Raw genomic sequence first — 23,511 nt, forward strand, 5'->3', positions numbered from 1 at the left:
ATGGAATCGGGTGGTGGTCTAACCAGGAAGAGAAAAATGTCTGATAATGATCTTATTCTGTACACCCTCTGAAGATGGTCAAGCCCAGTTTTTACTGCGTGAATTGGGTGGTCAGGTTTGGCTTACTCAGTTGGAGATGGCCGAGTTGTACCAGACCAGTAAGCAAAATATCGGCTAACACTTGAAAAGCGTGATTGCTGATGGGGAGCTGGCTGAGGAGGCAGTAGCAAACCGGAAGTTTACAACTGGCGCTGATGGTAAAGAGTATCTGACTTTGCTCTATTCTCTGCCGATGATTATTGCTGTTGGCTATCGCGTGCGTTCTGCCCGCGGATCGCAGTTTCGGAAGTGGGCGACACGCAGCTTAGAAGAATATATGAGTAAAGGGTTTGTCATGGATGATGAACGCATTAAGGATCCGAAATGGGATTATTTCGATGAACTGCTTGAGCGGATCCGCGATATCCGCTCTTCTGAGCTGCTTTTCTCATCAGGTGTCGTTCTTCATCAGGGATAAATGCTAAGATCGATATAACTTAGTCCGGTTAGTGATGTGTGAGATTTGGCGATTGATCAGATCGCTCAATTCGGACTGAATTCCATCAAAGAGATCTACTATTTTGCAAAGCTATTTAGTGGCAAGATTCCCTGTGGGATAAATTCGAACGACGTATGATTGTTTCCGTGCCGTACGCTCAAGACGATATCTCTGTGAGCGCGATCACGACGATAAAAACACTCAATGGCACAAGGTGCATAAAGTCGCGGTGGCGCAGAACGGTCAGCACAGCGGCCGCAATGATTACCGCCCCCATCGCCAGGCCAACCATGCGACTGATGGGAAGCGCAATCAGCACGGCGCTCATTATTTCCAGGCCGCCGGTAAAACGGCCCCACCAGCGCGGGTAACCCCACCGGGCGAAATCGCTTCGTGTCGCGACCGTGCCTATAGCGTTAACAAGGCCCGCGCCAAAGAAGCTGGCGACCAGGAGCCAAACCGAAACAGCATGAATCATCTCAACGTCCCCCCATCAGCAAGGGAATGGCCGTGAAGATCATAAGCAAGGCCGTAGTGGCATGAATGCCGAAGGCGCTTTTGACGGAGCCTTTCGCTGCCAGAATCAGCAGCATGTCGCCGACAGGGACGATGGCTTCCACCAGCAGGATGATGCCGATCCCTTGGCGCGCGCCCCACGCCATGAACACCAGTACCAACACTCCCGAAGCAATGTCCCGCACCCCCTTGAGGCGAAGCCACCACGGTATATTAACGCCGTTTTCAGGCAGCGGCAGGCCGAAACTGAGTGTCGCGGCCATGGGGTTCACAACATATTGGGCGCCGATCGCGATAATCGCGAGGGCCAGTAATAGCGCCATTCCCATCGCAAGCCAATGCATCGTATTGTCCTATGCTTGTATATTAGCAATAGAATATAATCTATCATTGCTAGATTATCAAGCTTCCGTATAATGACCAGACATATCGAGCAGGGGGTCTGGGAGTTTGAAGGATGAGTATCGCCGAGCGGAAAGGCAGGCAGCGGGCTGAACGCGAATCTCGCATTATCGCGGCAGCGCGTGGGATCGCGGAGCGCGAGGGATGGAATGCCGTAACGGTTCGCCGCCTGGCCGAAGAGATTGAATATAGTCAGCCGGTCCTTTATTCACATTTTGAGAACCGGGATGCGATTGTTGCAGCCGTTGCAATCGGGGGTTTCCAAGAAATGACCGTAGCCCTGAGGGATGCGGCGCGTGCATCCACCGGGCAACAAAACGCCCTCGAGAATGCCGCCATGGCCTATTTCGACTTCGCATTGGGTCAGCCCGCGCTCTACGAGGCCATGTTTATTCTGCCGACGGATCTGCGGTTCGCTGAAGCTGAAACCAGACCGGAGCTGCGGGCGGCTTACGACGCTATTGCGGCGGTAGTAACGCCGTTTTGCGTCGATGTAGATGTCGAGGCTGTGACCGAGACCTTTTGGGCAGCCCTTCATGGGCTGGCCGAACTCGAGCGTTCAGGCCGCATCAGGCCCAGCGCGCGCGTTAAACGTATCATGCTTGTTGTGCGGGCAATCCTCGTTTCCCGAACAACTTTGATGACCCCGGCTCATAAGCCAAAATGGCAATAAAAAATTCCATCACACAATTAATTATGTGAGATCAGCATTACAAAAAATGCTCTTAAAAATCTTAAATTCAATTTTAATAATAAAGAAATTATATTTAATTTGCTTAGACTCATCGACCTAAAAATAACTATCCACAAACTTTCCCACCGAGAAGTTTTGATTTTTGAAAGCCTGGCTGATTAGCCCTTATTTCATACCGCTAAATCCATCAGCGCATCAAGTTCTAAATTATTCAATCCCGTGGCACGTTCTATCGCGGCGCGAGCCAGGCCCATAGACAACAGATTGCGGGCAATTTCTCGGGCTTGCTCGTTACGTCCTTTTTGCAAACCCTCTAATTGCATATGTTCTGCGAACGTCATCATCTCTTTCCTGTATCGAGGTATATTCTCAACAAGAATACGTAAAAAGGCTTTGGAGTCAAGAGTATTTGTCTCCTGGGCGAGGTAGCGCAGCAGCGATTTTATCTGCTCTTTACTCAGCTCCGCCAATTTCAGCAAAAAGACAATATCCGGCAGCCGAATATTGATATCCCTTTCTCTAATATGCTTTTGTACATATTCAAGCAACGCCACTTTGCCATGGGTTTTGATTTCATCGTCCGGGATAACCGTCACATCCACCAGGGGAAACGGCTGACAATACAGCGTTTGCGCCACGTCTGGGTTGTGGAAGCAGTTCAGCCAACGGGTGCAGTAAGGGTAGGGACTTTGTGTTCCATGATAAAACAATAACGGTATCACCAGCGGCAGTTTTTTATGACCTTGCTCAAGGTGGCGATGCATGGCCGCTATGCTGTAGCGCAGTAACCGAAACGCCATCATCTCGTCCGCGCTGGACTGGTGCTCAATAAGGCAATAGACATAACCCGCTCCCTCCGAGGTTTGCATACTGTAAAGTATATCGGAGTACTGGGTGCCAAGGTCATCTTCGATAAAGGAGCCGGAAGTGATGGTCAGCGTACCGAAGTCGCATATTTCCAGAAAAGCCGGCGACAGGTGTATTTGCAGGAAATCATTGACGACGCCGACATCGCCAAAAAATTTTTTGAATAATGAATCATGTGGTGTTGGGATAGTTTTCATCGGCGCACTGTAGCGGTGAGAACATCTACAGAATATAAACGTCATTTTGACCGTATTGAGAATGGTGTAAATTTTCTGGGTGCTTCGCAATTTAATGCAACACGGCAGTTCTTTTCAATTAATTATTATCATCAATGAATTTCCGCAAATAAAATACTATGTTCGGATTATATGAAATGAGTAGTGTTTATTTGTTGAGCTTTTTTTCTATTTTTTGGTGGATTTTTCATCTTTTCACTATTAGGAGGGCAAGCGTACCCGATTTTAATTTTTTACGATACGTTGGCATAATGCACGGTAGTTTCAGTTTAAATCTCACTTCCAGAGCAGCCAAATCATCAACGCTACCGTTCGGTGCGGCTTTTTATCAATGCCAAAATCTCTGTTTTCTCTTCCGGTGATAGCGTCAGGAATGCCAGCATCAATTCGGCTAACATATCATCGTCAGTATAAAAATAAGCTAACGGCATTTCCAGCACATCGGCTAACTGCTGAACGGTCTTGATGCCGGCCTCATGGACGCCTTTCTCATAACGGTTTATGCGGGCGCTTGCCACAAACTCGTCAATCCCGGCGGCAATGCCGAACTTCTTCTGTGACAAACCCTTAGCCAGCCGTGCTTGCTTGAGTCGCCGGAGGAAAATGTCATGGTAGGTTGGTTTAGGTTTCATAACTACGATATTCGTAGTTATGACTTGAAGTCGATACTACGAATATCGTAGTGTTGGGAGCATATATTCCTTTTATGGCAAAGAGTTAAGATTTACATGAAAAACGATTGGCATCCGGCGGATATAATTGCTGCCTTGCGGAAAAAAGGCACCACATTGGCTGGGCTTTCACGCTCAGCCGGACTGGGCTCATCGACACTGGCAAATGCCCTGACGCGTCCTTGGCCGAAAGGTGAATGGCTTATTGCCGGGGCGCTGAGTATTCATCCTGTTGAGATATGGACGAGTCGTTATTATGATGGTGAAGGGGAATTGATTGATCGTAAGATCAGAATCCGGGAAAAACGGCCGAAGTAACGCTTGAATGTTAATACACTCCGCCACCGGTTATTTGCTTTCTAATATTATTTGGCTCGCTATAGCATGACATGATATGAATGCGAGCCAATTTCTGGTTAGTCCGCTATGAACCTAAGCAGATCTGGACTCATCGATACAGAAGCTGGAAAATGAATATATATGATTGATTTAAAATCATATATATTTTCGTGTTTTTGTGCGGTGGGCACAATTTTGGACACAAAACGGAAACTGCTTATAACACTATGATTTTTTTGAGTTAATATCTCGCTTCTTTCTGATGCCGAAAGGCCAACACATAAACACGGTCTTCTATTTTGTCGTAGCGGTACGACGCCACATAGCCGGAATCGCCGAATTCAATCATTAGTTCGCGTAATACCGGCAGCTCAGTAAAAGGGCGGCCCATTTCGGGGTTGTTTCCCCGTTGCCCAAAAAGTGCTTCGAGCACTTGACCCGCCCTGATGGCCGCCAGCGGATTTTTGCTGGTCAGGAACTCACGACAGCGCGTTAACCCGGTTGCAGCTCGTTGTGTGATGATTACTTGTGGCATGCAGGAATATCCGTTTCCGCTTCTGTTCCCCAACCACGCAGCCAGGTTTTGACTTCGTCACCCGTCAGATGCAGGCCGGTTTCCTGATATTCACGCCAGGAGTCGATGGCTTCCTGCTTAAAACTCTCGCGTGCCTCTTCGTGTTCAATGTATTGAGTGATCGCGGCTATCATTAGATAGTGTGGGCTGCGATCGCGTGCATCCGCCAGTTTTTTGACACGCTCTTTAAGCCTGTCGTCGATCTTGAGTGTGGTGCTTGATGTTGACGTGATGCTAGCCTCATATGGAGTATAAGGTGTTACCTTTTACCACTTTAACTTGCGGATAGGGGAATAGCAATACTTGAAAAGATGGTGCAAGTAAGTTATTGATATTAATTATTATTTTAAGTATAAATCCGTCTGATTGACGAATTTATGGACAAAAAGGCGCTTAAAGTTTTATCTTGAAGTTAGTAAATTACTTTTTTAGATAGTTTTGAAAAGGTAAAAAGTAAAATAATTATTATAAATCAATCGATTGCTTACAACTTGTCTGTTGTTTTAGTCATAAAAAACTTGCAACTACCATTGATTATCAATTAGGAAGTAAATATAAGGATATGTCTAGAAACGGTAAAAAAACCAATGAAATGAAATTATTCAATAGATCTTTAACATTGTGGCAGTGTTTGATATTTTAGTAACTACAGCCAGAAATCGGCATTTAGCTCATGCGTTGTAGCAAAAAAAGTCGACCTGAAGGTGCCGAGTACCTATTCCCAAGTGTGCTCTTCTACGACCGAATCATGTGCTTTCTACCTGATCCAGATTGAATACTGTTAAAATTGAATGCCCATATAATAACTTTGGTTTTTCAATGGAGGCTTTTGCGGTGGCAGATAAACATCCCTATATGTCCGGCTCTGGTGGTCTCACACAACTCGTAGCTCAGCTGCGTCGAACGTTTCCAACCACTGTAACAGCTGATACATTGAAAAAGCTGGGCATTGCGCCAAACAACGAGACATATGTGCTCAATATTATGCGATTTATTGGGGTTCTTGATGAGGAAAACAAAAAGAATCCCGAAGTGGGATCTGTTTTCAACAAGCACGATGATAATGATTTCCAAGTCGGTTTTGCTAAGTTGGTTTTTGACTCTTATCATGAACTGTTTAACTTACATGGGGTCGAGGCGTGGCACCTGCCAGTTGATAAACTGGTCTCGTTCTTCCGTACTAACGATGAGACCAGTGACGTTGTTGGCCGGAGACAGGCTACAACTTTTCAGACTCTTGCCCGAATTGCTGGCAAGTTGGAGGAAGGGGCGTCAGTTCCTGCATCGAAGCCACGTGTAACAAAAAACGGCTCACAAAAGGCAACCAAACTTGCTGCCGATGTAAAGAGATCTTCTCCTGCGATCTCTGCCGGTGAGTCTCCAAGTATCAATGCGGCTCCGCGAGATCAAACGCCTGCTGGCATAGCGTTAACAGTGCGAATTGAGATTAACTTACCAGCTGGTGGCGATCAGCTTACTTATGATTATATTTTCAAAAGCATAAGGGAGAATCTGCTAAATGGGAACGGCGTTTAAGCTTTTCGAACGTATTGTTCGAGAAAGTACAAACATTGTATCGGAAGGGAACGATGTTTTACTTCACCCATTTGAAATACGAAATATTCATCCAAGCTTTCCTATCAAAGTTCGAAGACTTTTTGATGATGGACATTGTGCTGAGGCCACCTTTCTAGCAATGAAGTGTGTAGAGAAAGCTGTCCAAAAGCATTCTGGTAAAAAAGAGTTCGGTCAAAAGTTGATGATGAGCGTGTTTGACAAGAACAAGCCTCTTATACAACTCAACCCTCTGTCGAACGCTAGTGAAGAGGATGAACAAGAGGGCTACCGTTTCTTGTTTTCAGGAGCAGTTCAAGGCATTCGGAATCCTGGTGGGCATGAGATTGAGCTAAGTGATGATCCTGATGTGTGTCTTGATCACCTTGCTTTTGCCTCATTATTATTACGCCGCCTTGAGCGTAGTGGTTTCAAATAATTATAGTTGCTTTGGCCTAGAAAATTATAATGCTGAATATAAATGGTAGAGTGAAAAATAATATTTTTTAAAAATTTTTTATAAAAAAATAGTATGTCCATAATAATTCGAATCCGCTGAATACTCGCTTGAGATAAGGAGGTACCAGTAGTTAAAACCGGTTTGCCGGAAATGCAGATAGTAATTCCAAGCTAATATTCAGCATCAAGTTAGTTCGCCGCTTTCTTCTTTTTAAATGGTATATTTGGTAGACTCTAATGGCCAATTAAAATAAAAACAAATACATCTGGGAAATAGGTAATCTGGCAGATCTCCGTATAATAATCGGTAACTGTCAGACCACCGCTAAACTCATCCATATGAAAATATAAAATAATTTATTGAATATTTTACTATCATTCATCTAAGAATATTTCACGATTTTAGCCCCACATCTACTGAGACACGGTTTATATCATATTGGGTGACAGAACGGGGTGTGGCCAACGATGGATCAAATAAAGCAAGGTTTATTCCTTCACTCACTGAGCTACGATAAATCACGCCATGAAAACCAATTTTCTTTATAAACTCACATAAATATTGGCTAGGTATGTAGTCAATTGCAGCACTACGTGGTAATACGGGATGAGTTAATTCTTCACCTAATTTTTCCAAAAAAGGGATGTCTGCGCGCATCTTTCCTATTTCACTGGCATCAGATAATACAAAAGGGGAAACATGCTTGCGGGGATCTCTTAAATCAACAATAACTAAATTATCAGGTATGTCAAATTCTGCAACTGTAGCTGTTTCACCTGTATGCGGTCTAATTTCAGATATGGCAGTCTCTGGAACAGAACCAAGATACAAATATGGAATTCCCGTTGGATTTGCGCGACCATGGCTAGCTAAACGGCTAGGTGGGGCGCCCATTTCTTCTATTTTATAGGGAATATCTGTTAGGTTTATTCTTGCTCTGTACCATTTCTTTGGAACTTCATAAGCTTTTAAGTGATTGAGCAGTTCTTGTAGTCTTGATGTATCAATTTGTTCATCTAGGAAATATCTATTTTTATAAAGAAGCTCATCTCGTAATGTATCCCATTGCGCTAAACCTGTGCTTTTATAATTATCGGATGGAGAGAAACTACGTCTAATAATTTGTCCATCATCGAGAATCTCTCCTAACAATTCTTTTGCATGTGCATTATCCATTGTAGGATGAGTGAATAAATCCCAATCATTTTTTAGACATTCAACAAGACTCTTCCCATCAGGATTTATTTCATAGACATTTATAAGCAATTCAAAATAAATCAATAATTCCGATGGTTCAATGATATCAACGTTTTGACTCCCGCAAAAAGAGCAATTACCTTTTTGTGGATTGAGACTGGGAATAATATTGTTACGTAGTCCGTTATCATTGAAGCATTCTGGGCAACATTTTCTAACCATTTTCAGCCTCCGAAATAATTAGCCAATGTTTCTATATGATGTTTCATTGATAATTTTTTTACAGTACCGAGTCCCGGAAAATGCCCATTCCTATGTAACTCTCTCAACTCTGAAACTGCTGTGCTTTCAAAAATTGATGAATTTGGTGCATCTACCGCTTTTATTAATTTATTTAACGCTTGCCCAAATTTACCTGCAGGATCTGTTGGCGTATCTTTTGTAGTTGAAACAAAATGATGAATATACATGACATTATCTTTGTTAGTATCCAAAAAAGTGAGATGAATTGCAACAGCGTAAGCTGGTCCACCACCTTCGGTATAATCATCACCAACAATTAGAAAATCACCAAATCCTTCCATATCCTCTTCTGTATATGTTACATGTAGATCTGAAAATTCCTCTATCTCAGGGTAGTCTGCATTTTTTCGTTTTTTGAATCCATCACGGATTAAAACTCGTTCGGAATTTTTGAAATATTTTCTATAAAGTTTTCCACAATTTTTTTCTATGAATATGTTTTTATGAATTTTACCATGTGATTTTTCGGATAAAGAACGAGGTTCTGAAAAGCCAGCGTGAATGAAACATGGCTGATGATCTATATGTTCATTTAACAATTCTAAAGCTATATTTTCATTCATTCCTTCATTTAATAGAATGCCAGCAGATATATTTTTATGATCTAAAAAGCTATCCCTTAATAGTTGAGATATATTATGCCCATTGGTCGAGTGATCACCATATGAAGGATTTAAGATTACTATAGCTTTACCATTGGAGTCACATATAGCGCTAAGAGTTTTTTCTAAACCGTTTAATGTTTCCTTCACAGGTTCTATAATCGGTGTGAACCCAGCTTGCGCCATCATACTAGCAGTTTCGCGTATTGTAATTAACTCAAACTGCTTACCTCTGAAATATGGATGATACATAGCAACATTAAGCCCATTTAAATGCTTCATCAAGAGGTTTATTTAAAGTCTCAATCAAGCGGTTATGATCCTTATTACGTAATTGAACTGTTAGTGCTATTGTTTGCAACGCTCTCGGCAGATTAGCAATTAAAGCACTCAACGGCGCAATATTACGCGTCTTTTTTAAAACTTTTATCATGTGGTTATGTATAACTATGGGATCTAATTCAGAGTAAAGACTCCTTATTGCATTACGCATAAGCGTATTTGGTAAACTGGGAATTTCTATACTTAACTCGTTAAGTATATCTATAGCCTCACTAAGTCTCAATGAATCAAAAATCGTAAGAGAACAAATGAAGTCTGTATTCTCATTGGCCTCCCTCAAAATACTTATTCTATTCCAACGAGATAAACTCATTACACCTACATCTTTGGGCGTTGTATCCAAAATTTCTTGAATATGTGCGGTGCCCGCGATAACATATATTTTGCTGAATGCTCGGCGATAATTATTGATCTGATTTGTCAATCTAACTAGTGAGTCTCGATCTGATTTAATTTCATATACCGTCCCACTGCCATTGAGAATAACCATATCGGCCTTACACGAACCAACACGGAACTCAGTGAGCATACTTGCAGTACGTAAAGAATGACGTCCTAATAATAAATTATGGATCAAAGCAGAACGATATACGTATTCATTTCTGGCACCTGATCTCCGTAACGCTGTAAATGCTGTATCAAAAGCGTCACCAATTGTTGAATTATCGGTTTCAATATCATTAAAAATAGCTGACTCAATCAGTAATCGCGAAAACAGCGGCGACTGACCTTTTTTCGCTATCTCAGAAATTACTGATGGGGAAAATATTCTAGACAGCGCTGAAAGCTGTGTGGGATTTAACACACCTATCCTCACGATATTTCGTACTTCAAGTAACTATCTCTCATTTTCTCAGTTACTTTCCGTGATTTGAATCGTAATTATGATAATAACCGATTATTTAGCTCTTGTCACCCGCTTATACGGAGTCAGTTGAGTGTAAGTGTTTTCCAATATATTGATTTAATTATAAATAATAAGCATTCTTAACATGGGGTTCATTGCAACATTCAACAGTTGTGCGCCCTGAAATCCTAGCGGCATTCCACCTAAAGGCCAAGAATGTTTACGACTAACAGGTTGCCCATCAAGGTAAACATAGTTAATGGGCCGATGATAAGTCTCCTGTTCACCTTCACAATTCGGTTGTGTGGGTGAATAGGAGACGACAAGCTAAGCGCGTCAGGCTTTTCAGTTGAGGATTACCTATTCCGTTGGTAACTGGTCTATACCTATTGTGGTACTGAAATCTCATCTTTTTTAACAAGTACTGTGCCTTCTCGGGCCAACATTCGGCCGCAATGCTTTCCCCAGGTTGGTAATTCTTTCTGTTTCGCTTGGGCGCTAATGTCATGATCGAAATTTTTTGCGCCTAATATTGTAACTTAGCTCATGAAGCAGCGGTGTCACTTTTCCCGTCCCGACGGGTGAAAGTGACGCCGCACTCCAGCACGCATTTCGGACTCACCGGATGCGTCCCGACAAACACCCAATGAATCTGACACAACATTTTGTGCTATTTTGGCTTCTTCATAGATTTAATTTTTGCATGCCAAGGATATGTACTAAATTCCGCTTGTGCGTATCACCGTCTACAACGGTTTGATTTGTTGTCGGTCACATCTTTATTCTTCGTTGACACCGGTTTGCCGGATGGCTATGTTTTTCTTGTCAGACGTCATTTGTAGATGACAGCCCCAATGTTCCGGTAACCTGTAAGGAGCGCCTTCGGGTGGTTACAATCCCAATGTTTCCGCAGTCTGCAAGAAACGCCTTCGGGTGACTGCATCCTAGACCTCCAACGCCTTCAAGGAGGTGCCTTCGGGTGGCGGATCGTCTGTCCGCCCCGCCAGTCAGACAGCGCCGGTTGGAGAACATATCCACCGGCGTCGGGGTTTCACCGGCACATCGAGGCAGGGTTTTGTTCTTCGTTGGTTTCCCGCACTGGACACCTTCAACCTGAGTCTGAAAAGCGGCTCCGTTGCCAGAGTGATTAGTATCTTTTCATACCGGCACCCGGCTTTTCCCTTTTTTTCCCAAGCACACCGACGCGACCGGTTACGCCGTTCGGTTTCTGCCTGCTTATTTTCTGCCAGCCAGTGCTGACGATCCTGTTTTATTCCCATGCGTGTTTGTTCCGTTTCACGACGGGCACGGCACGCTCATTTTTCACTGCGGTTTTCATCCGGTACGCCGGGCCGAACAGCCGCTTACTTATCACCCATCAACTAAGGAGGACTGAACCGATACCTGAGGCAGGCTTTCGAGCCTGAGGGGACATTCCTGCTTTACGCAGGCGGTTGCACTGAGTGCATCACCGATGCCCCGCCATACCTCATCCGCTGCCGCTCCGGCGCACGGGTACCGTTCAGCGCGACACAGGATTTCACCTGTGTTGCGAGACAACCACGCGCCGGAGACAGAGGACCACATCATGTCAGCACTTGGACGTGAGATGCAAAAACTTGCTAGACAGGGTGGAGGCAGTCATAAGACCGTCCATGATCGGCTACGCATTACCGAACGGCTGGGTAAGCACCTACTAGCGCTGAATATCCAGGTGCGGGCGGTAAAGCACCTGAAGAGCGGGCATATTGAAGCCTATATGGCTGATCGGCTCAGCCAGGGCATTTCACCACGTACGCTGCAAAATGAAATGGCCGCTATTCGCACCGTCCTGCGCGAAGCCGGACGGCATACCCTCGTGCAATCGGATCGTCTCAGTAACTGGGCGCTTGGCCTTAGTGGCGCCAGCCGGGCCGGAACCCGCGCTGCCATTACGGCCGAGCACTATCAGCATGTCCTCAGCCAGTTTCAGCAAAAAGATGCCGGGCTGGCCGCCACCCTTGAGCTGGCCCGCCTGATGGGGCTGCGCTCGGAGGAAGCGGTTCGTTGCAGCCAGTCCCTGAAGACCTGGTCGCAGGCCCTGGCCCGTGGCGATGAGCGGCTGACCGTGGTGTTCGGCTCCAAAGGCGGGCGGCCACGCCAGACCTTGGTGCTGAACCGGGAAGCCGTTACAAATGCGGTAAACCGAGCGCTGAGTATTACCACAACCCATAACGGGCGTTTGATTGATAAACCCGATTTGCGCACCGCGATGAACCGCTGGCGCTCCCAGACCAGCCGCGCCGGACTCACTGGCCGTTATTCTCCGCACAGCCTGCGTTATGCCTGGGCTCAGGAAGCCATGCGGCATTACCGGCAACAGGGATTCAGCCAGAAAGAAGCTCGCGCTCTGGTTTCCACCGATCTGGGGCACGGCGATGGGCGCGGCCGTTACATTGAGTACGTCTATGGACGAGGGGATTGAACCATGCGTTTTGCACCTCGCGGCCATCTTGTGCAACTCCCAGGCACCCATCACACCATCCCGTTTACCTTTCCTGTTAGGGAGAGCCAGCCATGAAACCCGGAATTATCCCTGTTAACCATCAACATCCCGCATTTATCACGTCACTGCCTCTGCGCCGGGGCTCTGACGGTTATGACACCCGCCAGGATTACCTGATCAAGGGCCATCTGCCCGGCCACTCGCTCAGCAGTATCTACGGCCCCAGCGGCTCGTATAAATCCTTTCTGGCGGTGTCTTGGGCCTGCCATATCGCCACCGGCAAGCCGTGGGCTGAACGGCGGGTGAACCAGGGCGCAGTGATTTACGTGGTGGGTGAAGGCGGTATCGGTGTGCCGCGCCGTATCCGCGCCTGGGAACAGACGTTGAACGGCGGCAGTCCGGTTGATGCCTTGTTTCGGGTGGATTGCCCGGTATTCCCCGCCAGCCCGGAGAGCGTACAGCAGGTAATTCAGGCCGCCGCCGACGTGGAGCAGGAAACCGGCATGCCGGTGCGCCTGATTATCCTTGATACGCTGGCCCGCTGTTTTGGCGGTTCGGATGAAAATGCGGCCAAAGATATGGGCGCGTTTATCCAGGGGTGTGACACCATCAAGGCGGTAACTCAAGCCTCGGTACTGATTGTCCATCATTCCGGCAAGGATCAGGAGCGGGGCGCCCGTGGTTCCAGCGCCTTTCAGGCGGCGCTGGATGCTGAGTTTAACGTCCGGCGCGAAGGCGACAGCAACGCCCTGGTGCTGAGTTGTACCAAGATGAAGGATGCTGAAGAACCCTCCGCCGCAGCTTATGATTTGCAGCCGGTGACGGTGTATGCGGATGAAGATGGCGAGCCGGTGGAATCGTTAGTGTTATATGACCGTCCAAGGGAAATTAATACCGTTGCCCAAACCGACCCGGCGCTGGCCGGTATCCCTTATCTGACGGCTAATCATATTGCCCTCTGGCAGTGTATCCGTGGCCGCACCGTTAACGACGGCGTCTGCACCAAATCGCAGTTACGTCAGGACCTGCGGACCCTCGGCCTGAACGTCGACAAGAAGTTTACCCGCTGGCTGGATAAGCTGGTAAACACCGGTCTGGTCACCGTCAGCGGTGAGACTGTGCTGCCCGCGATTCCGCTGGAGGAGAGGGGGGAATAGCGGGGAGAGGGTGGGGGAATGGCATTGGCTAAGAGGGTAATCCCCCACTTTTTATTTATATAGCGGTAATTATTGGGGGAAATGCGCCGAAGCCGCATTTTGCCTAGCCTGAGTGGCAATACCTGAAAAACAGGTGGGGGAGGCTCGGTCAGAATAAAAGTGGGGAAAATAATGGGGGATTTTCACAACAGCCAGATGGCATGATAAGTTGTACGAGCAGACGACGGAGTACCATTGCTTACCAATGAAGAATCCTATGACCAATCAGATGCAGATAACAGTATTTCAAGGGACAGTTGGCGATCGCAACGACCTGGCGCGGCCCGGCGCTATGGCGATCGGCACGCTGATGGCGGATAGGCTAGGCTTAGCACCTGAGATTATCGGCACAGCGAGTGCGGTGATTGGCCGCGGCTGGCTGGAGGCGCTGGAAGCCGCCAGACCGTCATTGATCGCCTTATCCGATCGGCTCAACCATCTTTTCGCAGACAATATTAAGCCTTTTACCGCATCCAGCCGTTGCGCGGCATCTTTGGCAACATTACCGGTGGTTGCCCGCTATTACCCTGATGCCTGCATAGTCTGGTTCGATGCCCATGCGGACCTGAATACCCCGGCCACTTCGGTGACGGGCTATCTTGGTGGTTTTTCCATCGCGGGGCCAGTCGGTTTATGGGATTCGGGTTTAGGTAGCGGTTTAGATTTATCGGCGGTGATACTGGCAGGGGCCCGTGACATTGATCCCCCGGAGCAAAAACTGATCGATGACGGGAAGTTGCAATGGGTGCCGGCAGGCGGCGGGCTGGCCGAAGGATTGCGGCGCGCCATCAATGGCCGGGCGGTTTATGTCCATCTGGATTGTGATGTATTGGAACCCGGTATCGTTCCTACGGAATATGGGGTTCCGGGTGGATTGTCATTAGATGATCTTCACCATGCCTGTCAGGTCATTGCAGAACATAGCATCATCGGCGTGGAAATTGCCGAGTTTCAGATTTCCCAGGCTGAAAACGGAACTCCCGCTACGCCTGCCGCCCTGCTTGATGCGTTAAGCCCGTTAATTAATGGATTGACCCGCTAACGCGCTGCGCTTGTTTCCCGGCAGATAGGATGGCAATCGAGTTGCCATCCTATCTGCCGGGTCTTTAAAAAATAAACAATTAGGTTTTTGCGCTCTCTTGTGAATTATTTATTTTCGTTCTTCATCTTCTGCTTTATATGCCTTGCCAAACCGGCCAATAATTACTTTCCTGCCTTCTTCGATCTGAGCATCCACAAAGTTTGCCCATGCCTGAAGCATTTCCCGGCGTTGTCCAAGGTATTCCGCCCGGTTATAAACACCACGAACGCCGGCAATCTTATGCGCGAGACATTTTTCCACCCAGTCGGAATTATATCCTTGCTCATGCAGTAAGGTGCTGGCCGTGCGCCGGAAATCGTGGATAACAAAATCACGCAAATTCAGATCCAGCGTACGCACGGCGGCGTTAAGCGTTGTTTTAGAGATCGGGTGCCGGTAATCATTGCGGCTGGGGAACACATAGGGCGACGAACCCGCCAGAAATTTAAGTTCTTCAAACATGGCCAATGCCTGGCTGGACAAGGGAACCATATGCGCCTTATCCATTTTCATGCGCTCGGCTGGAATGCGCCATTCGGCGGTGAGAAAGTTAATTTCATCCCAGGTTGCCTCGATTAACTCGCTTTTGCGCACCATACACAGAATCAGCAGGTGGAGGGCCAGCTTATGGCGCCGGTTCATGCCGGAGGTGTAAATACCGCGCAGCAATATACCGATCTCTTGCGCGGTCAGGGAAACATCCCGGCTGGACGCTTGCGCTATATAACGGGCTTCGATGGCGGCGGCGGGGTTGTTGAATATGATCCCACGCGAGATGGCATAGGCCAGCATGCGTTTCAGCACATTGCGGGCGAGGAGGGCGACATGATCGGAGCCGCGCAGCTTGATGCGGTCGATTACCTCCTGTACCTGTGCGGTGGTGAGGTCTTCGATCTTTAGCTGTCCGATAACGGGAATAATATCTTTATCGAGAATGCGTACAATATTGCGCGGGTGCCGGTTGGTACGCTCAACGATATCCGTCAGCCAGCGTTTGGAGAAGGCATCCACTGTAGTGGGTTCTTTTTGCTTGGTTTTATCTTGCTGCTTTTTCTGTGCCGGACTGACGCCATGGGCAATCATGGCACGGCACTCTTCGCGCCAGAGACGTGCTTCGGCCAGGGTAAATGCGGGGTATTCGCCCAGCGTTGCTTTCTGTGGCCTGCCGTTGAAGCGATAGCGCAAACGCCAGACTTTGCGGCCGGTGGGCAGTACCTCTATGACTAAACCACCGCTGTCGGCGACCTGGTATGCCCGCGCTTTTGCTGAAAGACTTCTTATCTTGGTATCTGAAAGCGCCATATGTACCTCTTTACTGTGTCCATATGTATGACTTTTAAGATGATGTTATATATGTATTTTTTATTAAAATCCCGTTCAGTGTGTCCATAAAAAACCACTTTTGAGCATTTTTTATACTAAATTATGTGTCCATAATATGCGATTTATAGCTCAAAAAACAACCATGGACATAGGATAAAAATCACCATGGACACACTAATGGACATAAAAATCGCTGGCTCTTAACAGAAGGGAATAGACCTAAATAGAAATAAAAATCCCATAAAACAATCAGTCATATGGGATTAGCGGAATTGGGTGGACGTCCACTGACCTGGACTCACTTCCCGATACAAAAACTCGAAAATATCCGCCCCAACAGATCATCCGACGTGAATTCTCCGGTAATCTCGCTCAAAGCCTGCTGCGCCAGTCGTAATTCCTCAGCCAATAGCTCCCCGGCGTAAGCACTCACCAACTGTTCTTTACCAATTACCAAACGTTCCGCCGCCGTATCCAACGCCTGCAAATGGCGCCGACGGGCCAGGAACCCCCCCTCCAGGCTGCCGTTATAACCGATACTTTGCAGAAGGTGGTCGCGCAGCAGGTCGATGCCGGTGCTCGAATGAGCTGAAAGGGTAATAAGTGAGTGACCATTCACTTCGCTTACTGCTTCAGGTTCACCGGTCAAATCAGCTTTATTGCGAATCACTGTTATCGGCAAGGCGGCAGGCACCCTGGCGACGAATTCCGGCCACAGGGTATTGGGGTCGTTTACCGCGGTGGTGGTGCCGTCCACCATCAGCAGCACATGGTCCGCCTGTTCTATCTCTTGCCAGGCGCGCTCGATGCCGATGCGTTCCACTTCATCACCCGCTTCCCGCAGGCCGGCGGTATCGATGATATGCAGCGGCATGCCGTTCAGCAGGATATGTTCCCGCAGGACATCGCGGGTGGTGCCGGCGATATCGGTGACGATGGCCGCTTCCCGGCCGGCCAATGCATTGAGCAGGCTGGATTTGCCGGCGTTGGGGCGACCGGCTATCACCACTTTCATGCCTTCCCGCAGCAGGCTGCCCTGACGGGCTTCGGACCGTACCGTTTTAAGCTCGTCCATGACCTCGTTAAGGCGACGTTCAATCTTGCCGTCGGAGAGGAAGTCGATTTCTTCGTCGGGAAAGTCGATGGCGGCCTCGACATAGATGCGAAGGTTAGTAAGTGCTTCCACCAAATGCTGAATGCGCTGGGAGAAAACGCCCTGTAATGAATTCACCGCCGAGCGGGCGGCCTGCTGCGAGCTGGCGTCAATCAGGTCGGCTATGGCCTCGGCCTGGGCCAAATCAAGCTTGTCGTTAAGGAACGCCCGTTCAGAGAACTCTCCCGGACGGGCAATACGCACGCCTGGCAGCCCCAGGACGCGTTTTATCAGCATATCCAATATCACCGGGCCACCGTGGCCGTGCAGCTCCAGTACGTCCTCTCCGGTGAAGGAATTCGGGCCGGGAAACCACAGGGCAATACCCTGATCGAGAACGGCCCCGTCCTGATCGCGAAACGGCAGATAATCGGCATAGCGGGGTTTGGGTAACTTGCCGAGCAACTGGCGCGCCGCCTCGGTGGCCAACCGGCCGGAAATCCGCACGATGCCAACCCCGCCGCGTCCCGGCGGTGTGGCAAGGGCTACAATGGTATCGGATTGGCTCATGCTGTTCTCTCTTCGCGCCTGGGCCGGCGCACGTAATAAAAAAGGCGGTCATATGACCGCCTTTTCAGACTGTCTTCGGAACAAGACTAGGTTTTCTTCTTATCCCGGCTGTGCAAACCGCGTTTTTCCAGGCCGCGATAAATCAGCTGCTGCTGGATAATGGTCACCATATTGCTGATGATATAGTACAGCACCAGACCTGACGGGAACCACAGGAAGAATACGGTAAAGATCACCGGCATAAAGGTCATGACCTTCTGCTGCATCGGGTCGGCGACGGTGGTGGGCGACATCTTCTGAATGAAGAACATCGTGATGCCCATCAGAACCGGCAGGATGTAATAGGGGTCCTGGGCGGAAAGATCTTGTATCCACAGGACAAACGGCGCGCCGCGCAGTTCAATGGAGCCCATCAGCATATAATACAGCGCCAGGAAGATCGGCATCTGTACTACCAGCGGCAAACAGCCCCCCAGCGGATTGACCTTCTCGGTCTTATACAGCGCCATCATTTCCTGGCTCATGCGCTGTTTGTCGTCACCGATACGTTCACGCATGGCCGCCAGTTTCGGCTGCAGCATGCGCATTTTCGCCATGGAGGTGTATTGCGCTTTAGTCAGCGGATACATGATGCCTCGGACGATAAAGGTGATGACGATAATCGAGAAGCCCCAGTTACCGACGTAGCTATGGATAAACTTCAGCAGCTTGAACAGCGGTTGGCTGATAAACCATAGCCAGCCGTAATCCACGGTTAAATCCAAATGCGGCGCGATGGCGGCCATTTTGTCCTGGATTTCCGGGCCGACCCATAAAGTCGCGGCAAGAGTATTCTGCGCGCCCGGGGCCACGGATACCGGCGTGGCTTTAAAGCCTACCGCCGCTTGGCCGTTGTCCAGGTTGCTGGTGAAGAAATTATGGTTGCCCGGGGTTTGCGGGATCCAGGCGGTGGCGAAATATTGCTGCAACATGGCAACCCAGCCGCCCTGGGTGTTGATGTTCAGGTCCCCGTCTTTGATATTGCTGAAGCTGTATTTCTTGTATTTGGTATCGTTTGACGAGTATGCCGCGCCGCGGTAGGTATGCAGCGCAAAGTTGCTGCTGCTGGTATCGCGATGCTTGGGCAGATCCACCGACTGCTTCAATTGGCCGAACATGACCAGTTCAAGGGGTTTGTCGCTGGTGTTGTTAACGCTGTATTCCACATTCACCGCGTAATCGCCGCGCTTGAGGATAAAGGTCTTGGTATAAACGACGCCGTCCGGGGCGGTATAGGTCAGGGGTACGCGCAGCTCGCCCTGGTTATCCGCCAGGACATAGGTGTCCTGATTGATATTGTAAAGCGGACGTTCGCCGTTGGCCGGATTGTCCGGGCCGTTTTTGCCGGTCAGGCCGCTTTGCGCCTGATAAACAAACTCGGGGGAGGTTTCAAGCAAATGGAAAGGTTGGTCTGAACCCAATTTATCAGGATAAGTCAGCAAGTGGGCCTGTTCGATATCGCCGCCACGGGTATTGATGGAAAGCGACAGAACGTCGGTTTTCACTTTGATCAATTGCCCTTGTCCACTGGCGGGTAAACCCTGGTTTGCTGCGTCACCGGTGGCTGTGTTCGCTGTCTGTTGCGTAGTCTGAACCGTCGTTGGCTGCGGAGTATGGTCCGTTTGCCAGGCTTGCCAGATCATGAAAGACACGAACAGCAGAGCGATGAAAAGAAGATTGCGTTGCGAATCCATCGTTAATGTTCTCTGTTATCGTTGGTTTTCGGCGGCACGGGGTCATCGCCACCTGGGTTCAAAGGGTGGCATTTTAATACGCGTTTCAATGTCAACCAACTGCCTTTTAACATACCGAACCTGCGTATTGCCTCGATACCGTATTGCGAGCATGTGGGCTGGAACCGGCAATGAGGTCCCAGCAACGGGCTGATATAGAGTTGATACATGCGTATCAACCCGATTAACAGCCCGGAGACTGGCGACAGTGGCGGCGCCATAACTTTTCCAACGCTTCCGTCAAAGCGTGATTATTCAAATCCGCCACCCCTTTTTTGGCGATAACGACAAAATCCATTGCGGGCAGGGCGTGCTGGTGCATCCGAAAGCTTTCTCGTGTAAGACGCTTGATCCGGTTTCGTTCATGAGCCCGTTTTACATGTTTTTTGGCGACTGTCAGACCGACGCGGGGATGCCCCAGCATATTCAGGCGGCCGAGGATGGTGATTTGCGGCGTGCCGGCCCGTTGTGGCTGCTGGAAGACGAAAGTAAAATGATTGGGAGTTAACAACCGTAACTCCCTGGGAAATGCGAGCGTAACCACCCGGGGGGTTAGCTTTATTACTTCGAAGAGACGGTCAGACGTGTACGGCCTTTAGCACGACGACGTGCCAAAACCAGACGACCATTCTTCGTTGCCATACGCGAGCGGAAACCGTGATCACGGTTACGTTTCAATACGGACGGTTGGAAAGTGCGTTTCATAGCGATTTCTACCTAACTAATATTTGACTTCACAGTAAACGCGTTTGGCTGTTCGGCGTGAAAAGACCGACGCCTCAATCGCATTACGCATTAAAGAGGCGGGATTGTAGTAATTGTACAGTCCTGAGTCAATTCCCATCACGTTTTACCCACCTGGATACTCGTGCCCGCCCGAAATCCTCGTCTGGAACAGAACGGAGGAAACAGGCGTCACGCGTAGGGGTGAGAATTATACGGGTTCCGAGCCAAAGCGCAAGGATCTGCCGGGATCTCTCGCATTATAATTCGGATCTCCACTGAGGGGGAGCAACCGTTGAAAATCGGACTATGCTTAATTTCACTGATATAAGACTTACATTTTATCCCAAGGATGGAGAATCGGTTACACTCATTCCCGCCCTTTTCAGCCTGTGGATAAAAAGGATCGAAACTGTGTAGAAGAGGAGGATCTCTGACGCGCTTTGCGTTATGATCCGCAGTCCCCTGACGGGATCCTCAGGGGTTCCGTTGCGGTAAACCGTTTAAGGCGGTTCGCGGATTGCCATCGCGGTAACCCGTGTCAAAAAGATGATCCTGAATCATACAGTTTTGTTCTTTTCCTTTGTTGATCTTGTTCGATTGGAGTCCGCCGTGTCACTTTCGCTTTGGCAGCAATGTCTTGCCCGACTACAGGATGAGTTACCTGCCACAGAATTCAGTATGTGGATACGCCCTCTTCAGGCGGAACTGAGTGACAACACTCTGGCATTGTACGCCCCCAACCGTTTTGTCCTGGACTGGGTGCGCGATAAGTATTTGAATAATATCAATGGGTTATTAAACGATTTTTGTGGTACAGACGCGCCTTTGCTGCGGTTTGAGGTGGGAAGCAAGCCGCCCTTGTCGGTGGTGATCAGTCCTCAGCCGGTGAATCACGTTAATAACAATAATAATGAGGCGCCGGTGCAGGCGGTTCGGCCCAGGCCCACGCGGCCAAGCTGGGACAGTTCGCCGGTGCAGCCGGAGCTCTCTTATCGTTCAAACGTTAACCCCAAGCACAATTTCGATAACTTTGTCGAAGGGAAATCCAACCAGCTGGCGCGCGCGGCGGCGCGGCAAGTGGCGGACAACCCCGGCGGCGCTTACAATCCGCTGTTCCTATACGGCGGAACGGGCCTGGGGAAAACGCATCTGCTGCATGCGGTGGGCAACGGCATTATGGCGCGTAAAGCCAATGCCAAGGTGGTCTATATGCATTCGGAACGTTTTGTGCAGGATATGGTGAAAGCGCTGCAGAATAACGCTATCGAGGAGTTCAAACGCTATTATCGCTCCGTGGACGCCCTTCTTATTGATGATATTCAATTTTTTGCCAATAAGGAGCGTTCTCAGGAAGAGTTTTTCCATACCTTTAATGCTTTGCTGGAAGGAAATCAGCAGATCATCCTGACGTCCGATCGTTATCCCAAAGAGATTAACGGGGTGGAAGATCGCTTGAAGTCGCGTTTCGGCTGGGGCCTGACGGTGGCCATCGAGCCGCCGGAGCTGGAGACGCGGGTGGCCATCCTGATGAAAAAAGCCGATGAGAACGATATTCGGCTGCCTGGGGAAGTGGCGTTTTTTATCGCGAAACGTTTACGTTCCAACGTCCGTGAACTGGAAGGGGCGTTGAACCGGGTGATTGCCAACGCCAACTTCACCGGCCGGGCAATTACCATAGATTTTGTGCGAGAAGCGCTGCGGGATTTGCTGGCGCTGCAGGAAAAACTCGTCACCATCGATAATATCCAGAAAACCGTGGCGGAATATTATAAAATCAAAGTGGCCGATCTGCTCTCAAAACGGCGTTCCCGTTCGGTGGCGCGGCCCAGGCAAATGGCTATGGCGTTGTCGAAGGAATTGACCAATCATAGCCTGCCGGAGATTGGCGACGCTTTCGGCGGACGCGATCATACTACAGTGTTACACGCTTGCCGCAAGATTGAGCAGCTGCGTGAAGAAAGTCACGATATTAAAGAAGATTTCTCCAACTTAATCAGAACATTATCTTCCTAACTATGAAATTTATCGTTGAACGCGAGCATTTGCTTAAACCTCTGCAGCAGGTTAGCAGCCCGTTAGGCGGGCGACCCACCCTACCGATCCTGGGCAATTTATTATTGCAGGTGGCGGAGGACCGGCTATCGCTGACCGGTACCGATCTGGAGATGGAAATGGTGGCGCAAGTCGCCCTGTCTCAGCCCCACGAGCCCGGCGCCACCACCGTGCCCGCGCGCAAATTTTTCGATATTTGCCGCGGTTTGCCCGATGGTGCGGAAATCACCGTGATGCAGGAAAACGATCGCATGCTGATCCGGTCGGGGCGAAGCCGTTTTTCATTGTCCACCCTGCCCGCCACCGATTTTCCCAATCTTGATGATTGGCAAAGCGAGGTGGAGTTCACCTTGCCTCAAGCCACGTTGAAACGATTGATTGAATCCACCCAGTTCTCCATGGCGCATCAGGATGTGCGATACTATCTGAACGGCATGCTGTTCGAGACCGAAGGCGAAGATTTGCGTACCGTCGCCACCGACGGGCATCGCCTGGCGGTATGTTCCATGCCGGTGGGCCAGACGCTGCCGACTCATTCGGTCATCGTGCCTCGTAAAGGGGTGATGGAATTGATGAGGATGCTGGATGGTGGAGAAACGCCGTTAACGCTGCAAATAGGCAGCAATAATATCCGTGCCCGCGTCGGTGATTATATTTTTACCTCAAAGCTGGTTGACGGTCGTTTTCCCGATTATCGCCGGGTGCTGCCTAAAAATCCGGACAAGACCCTGGAAGCCGGTTGTGATGTGCTAAAGCAGGCTTTTGCCCGTGCGGCCATTCTGTCCAATGAAAAATTTCGCGGCGTGCGCCTGTACCTCAGCAACGATCAGCTGAAAATCACCGCTAATAATCCCGAACAGGAAGAAGCGGAAGAAATTCTGGACGTCTCTTATCAGGGGACCGAAATGGAAATCGGTTTTAACGTCAGCTATGTGCTGGATGTACTGAATGCGCTGAAAAGCGAACAGGTCCGGCTGTTGCTGACCGACGGGGTGTCGAGTGTGCAAATCGAAGACTGCGCCAGCCAGGCGGCGGCCTATGTTGTTATGCCGATGCGTCTCTAGAGATGTG

General features: G+C 48.9%; 25 protein-coding genes. 10 read left to right on the plus strand and 15 right to left on the minus strand.

The genetic code is table 11. The features are described 5' to 3' along the window. Positions 1 to 190: 190 nt before the first annotated feature. Positions 191 to 517, plus strand: coding sequence for a RhuM family protein (rhuM, locus tag HB631_RS11100; protein WP_345945710.1), 327 nt, complete (start codon positions 191 to 193; stop codon positions 515 to 517). A gap of 178 nt (positions 518 to 695) precedes the next feature. On the opposite strand, the gene HB631_RS11105 is transcribed toward rhuM, so the two are convergent. Beyond that, a complete protein-coding gene (locus HB631_RS11105) occupies positions 696 to 1,016 on the minus strand; it encodes a DoxX family protein (RefSeq protein WP_213991225.1) in 321 nt (106 codons plus the stop codon). A gap of 1 nt (position 1,017) precedes the next feature. Next, positions 1,018 to 1,398: a DUF4267 domain-containing protein gene (locus HB631_RS11110; RefSeq protein WP_213991226.1), complete on the minus strand. Its 381-nt coding sequence runs from the start codon at positions 1,396 to 1,398 to the stop codon at positions 1,018 to 1,020. Positions 1,399 to 1,511: 113 nt separating this feature from the next. On the opposite strand from HB631_RS11110, the gene HB631_RS11115 reads away from it, so the two are divergent. Next, positions 1,512 to 2,129: a TetR/AcrR family transcriptional regulator gene (locus tag HB631_RS11115; RefSeq protein ID WP_213991227.1), complete on the plus strand. Its 618-nt coding sequence runs from the start codon at positions 1,512 to 1,514 to the stop codon at positions 2,127 to 2,129. Positions 2,130 to 2,320: 191 nt separating this feature from the next. On the opposite strand, the gene HB631_RS11120 is transcribed toward HB631_RS11115, so the two are convergent. Together HB631_RS11120 and HB631_RS11125 are read right to left on the minus strand one after the other, a co-directional pair. Next, on the minus strand, positions 2,321 to 3,214 hold the full coding sequence (locus HB631_RS11120; RefSeq protein WP_213991228.1) for an Rpn family recombination-promoting nuclease/putative transposase: 894 nt from the start codon (positions 3,212 to 3,214) through the stop codon (positions 2,321 to 2,323). Positions 3,215 to 3,558: 344 nt separating this feature from the next. Then, positions 3,559 to 3,885, minus strand: coding sequence for a helix-turn-helix transcriptional regulator (locus tag HB631_RS11125; protein ID WP_213991229.1), 327 nt, complete (start codon positions 3,883 to 3,885; stop codon positions 3,559 to 3,561). A 96-nt stretch (positions 3,886 to 3,981) separates the two neighbouring features. On the opposite strand from HB631_RS11125, the gene HB631_RS11130 reads away from it, so the two are divergent. Further along, the gene (locus HB631_RS11130; protein ID WP_213991230.1) at positions 3,982 to 4,242 is read left to right on the plus strand and encodes a helix-turn-helix transcriptional regulator; all 261 of its coding nucleotides are present in this window, start codon (positions 3,982 to 3,984) and stop codon (positions 4,240 to 4,242) included. A 262-nt stretch (positions 4,243 to 4,504) separates the two neighbouring features. On the opposite strand, the gene HB631_RS11135 is transcribed toward HB631_RS11130, so the two are convergent. Together HB631_RS11135 and HB631_RS11140 are read right to left on the minus strand one after the other, a co-directional pair. After that, positions 4,505 to 4,798, minus strand: coding sequence for a type II toxin-antitoxin system RelE/ParE family toxin (locus HB631_RS11135; protein ID WP_213991231.1), 294 nt, complete (start codon positions 4,796 to 4,798; stop codon positions 4,505 to 4,507). Continuing rightward, positions 4,786 to 5,070, minus strand: a complete 285-nt coding sequence (locus tag HB631_RS11140; protein ID WP_213991451.1) for a ribbon-helix-helix protein, CopG family — start codon at positions 5,068 to 5,070, stop codon at positions 4,786 to 4,788. Before HB631_RS11140 ends, HB631_RS11135 begins: the two co-directional genes overlap by 13 nt. Positions 5,071 to 5,608: 538 nt before the next feature. Between HB631_RS11140 and HB631_RS11145 the strand changes: the two genes are divergently transcribed. Together HB631_RS11145 and HB631_RS11150 are read left to right on the plus strand one after the other, a co-directional pair. Further along, on the plus strand, positions 5,609 to 6,373 hold the full coding sequence (locus tag HB631_RS11145; protein WP_213991232.1) for a DUF5343 domain-containing protein: 765 nt from the start codon (positions 5,609 to 5,611) through the stop codon (positions 6,371 to 6,373). Continuing rightward, on the plus strand, positions 6,357 to 6,830 hold the full coding sequence (locus HB631_RS11150; protein WP_213991233.1) for a TIGR02391 family protein: 474 nt from the start codon (positions 6,357 to 6,359) through the stop codon (positions 6,828 to 6,830). The genes HB631_RS11145 and HB631_RS11150 overlap by 17 nt, the downstream gene beginning before the upstream one ends. 414 nt (positions 6,831 to 7,244) lie before the next feature. Here the strand turns inward: HB631_RS11150 and HB631_RS11155 are convergent, their stop codons facing one another. Genes HB631_RS11155 through HB631_RS11165 form a run of 3 tightly spaced genes read right to left on the minus strand, consistent with a single transcriptional unit; the run spans position 7,245 to position 10,100 of the window. Continuing rightward, positions 7,245 to 8,270, minus strand: coding sequence for an RES family NAD+ phosphorylase (locus HB631_RS11155; RefSeq protein WP_213991234.1), 1,026 nt, complete (start codon positions 8,268 to 8,270; stop codon positions 7,245 to 7,247). Between the two features lie 2 nt (positions 8,271 to 8,272). Beyond that, a complete protein-coding gene (locus HB631_RS11160; protein WP_213991452.1) occupies positions 8,273 to 9,205 on the minus strand; it encodes a sce7725 family protein in 933 nt (310 codons plus the stop codon). Between the two features lie 7 nt (positions 9,206 to 9,212). Beyond that, positions 9,213 to 10,100, minus strand: coding sequence for a sce7726 family protein (locus HB631_RS11165; RefSeq protein WP_345945707.1), 888 nt, complete (start codon positions 10,098 to 10,100; stop codon positions 9,213 to 9,215). A 1,630-nt stretch (positions 10,101 to 11,730) separates the two neighbouring features. Between HB631_RS11165 and HB631_RS11170 the strand changes: the two genes are divergently transcribed. From HB631_RS11170 to HB631_RS11180, 3 genes are all read left to right on the plus strand, one after another. Beyond that, a complete protein-coding gene (locus HB631_RS11170) occupies positions 11,731 to 12,606 on the plus strand; it encodes an integrase domain-containing protein (protein ID WP_213991235.1) in 876 nt (291 codons plus the stop codon). 92 nt (positions 12,607 to 12,698) lie between these two features. After that, a complete protein-coding gene (locus HB631_RS11175) occupies positions 12,699 to 13,784 on the plus strand; it encodes a helicase RepA family protein (RefSeq protein ID WP_213991236.1) in 1,086 nt (361 codons plus the stop codon). 256 nt (positions 13,785 to 14,040) lie between these two features. Next, complete coding sequence (locus HB631_RS11180) at positions 14,041 to 14,865, plus strand: arginase family protein (RefSeq protein WP_213991237.1); 825 nt, start codon at positions 14,041 to 14,043, stop codon at positions 14,863 to 14,865. Positions 14,866 to 14,973: 108 nt separating this feature from the next. Here HB631_RS11180 and HB631_RS11185 read toward each other — a convergent pair whose 3' ends face one another. The 6 genes from HB631_RS11185 to rpmH all read right to left on the minus strand — a co-directional run bounded on the left by HB631_RS11185 (position 14,974) and on the right by rpmH (position 20,367). Continuing rightward, positions 14,974 to 16,206, minus strand: coding sequence for an integrase arm-type DNA-binding domain-containing protein (locus HB631_RS11185; RefSeq protein WP_213991238.1), 1,233 nt, complete (start codon positions 16,204 to 16,206; stop codon positions 14,974 to 14,976). Between the two features lie 319 nt (positions 16,207 to 16,525). Beyond that, the gene (gene mnmE / locus HB631_RS11190) at positions 16,526 to 17,890 is read right to left on the minus strand and encodes a tRNA uridine-5-carboxymethylaminomethyl(34) synthesis GTPase MnmE (RefSeq protein ID WP_213991239.1); all 1,365 of its coding nucleotides are present in this window, start codon (positions 17,888 to 17,890) and stop codon (positions 16,526 to 16,528) included. 86 nt (positions 17,891 to 17,976) lie between these two features. Beyond that, positions 17,977 to 19,623 carry a membrane protein insertase YidC gene (gene yidC, locus HB631_RS11195; protein WP_213991240.1) on the minus strand — a complete coding sequence of 549 codons (1,647 nt, stop codon included), beginning with the start codon at positions 19,621 to 19,623 and terminating at the stop codon, positions 17,977 to 17,979. 2 nt (positions 19,624 to 19,625) lie between these two features. After that, the gene (yidD, locus tag HB631_RS11200; protein ID WP_213991241.1) at positions 19,626 to 19,883 is read right to left on the minus strand and encodes a membrane protein insertion efficiency factor YidD; all 258 of its coding nucleotides are present in this window, start codon (positions 19,881 to 19,883) and stop codon (positions 19,626 to 19,628) included. Beyond that, positions 19,847 to 20,206, minus strand: coding sequence for a ribonuclease P protein component (rnpA, locus tag HB631_RS11205; protein WP_213991242.1), 360 nt, complete (start codon positions 20,204 to 20,206; stop codon positions 19,847 to 19,849). Before rnpA ends, yidD begins: the two co-directional genes overlap by 37 nt. Before the next feature lie 17 nt (positions 20,207 to 20,223). After that, positions 20,224 to 20,367 (minus strand): 50S ribosomal protein L34, encoded by a 144-nt coding sequence (rpmH, locus tag HB631_RS11210; protein ID WP_213991243.1) that lies wholly within the window; start codon positions 20,365 to 20,367, stop codon positions 20,224 to 20,226. A gap of 630 nt (positions 20,368 to 20,997) precedes the next feature. Here rpmH and dnaA point away from each other — a divergent pair. Next, positions 20,998 to 22,401 (plus strand): chromosomal replication initiator protein DnaA, encoded by a 1,404-nt coding sequence (dnaA, locus tag HB631_RS11215; RefSeq protein ID WP_213991244.1) that lies wholly within the window; start codon positions 20,998 to 21,000, stop codon positions 22,399 to 22,401. Positions 22,402 to 22,403: 2 nt separating this feature from the next. Continuing rightward, complete coding sequence (gene dnaN, locus HB631_RS11220; RefSeq protein ID WP_213991245.1) at positions 22,404 to 23,504, plus strand: DNA polymerase III subunit beta; 1,101 nt, start codon at positions 22,404 to 22,406, stop codon at positions 23,502 to 23,504. Positions 23,505 to 23,511: the final 7 nt, after the last annotated feature.

The organism is Sodalis sp. dw_96 (genome assembly GCF_018449575.1).
In the GTDB taxonomy this organism is placed as follows: domain Bacteria; phylum Pseudomonadota; class Gammaproteobacteria; order Enterobacterales; family Enterobacteriaceae; genus Acerihabitans.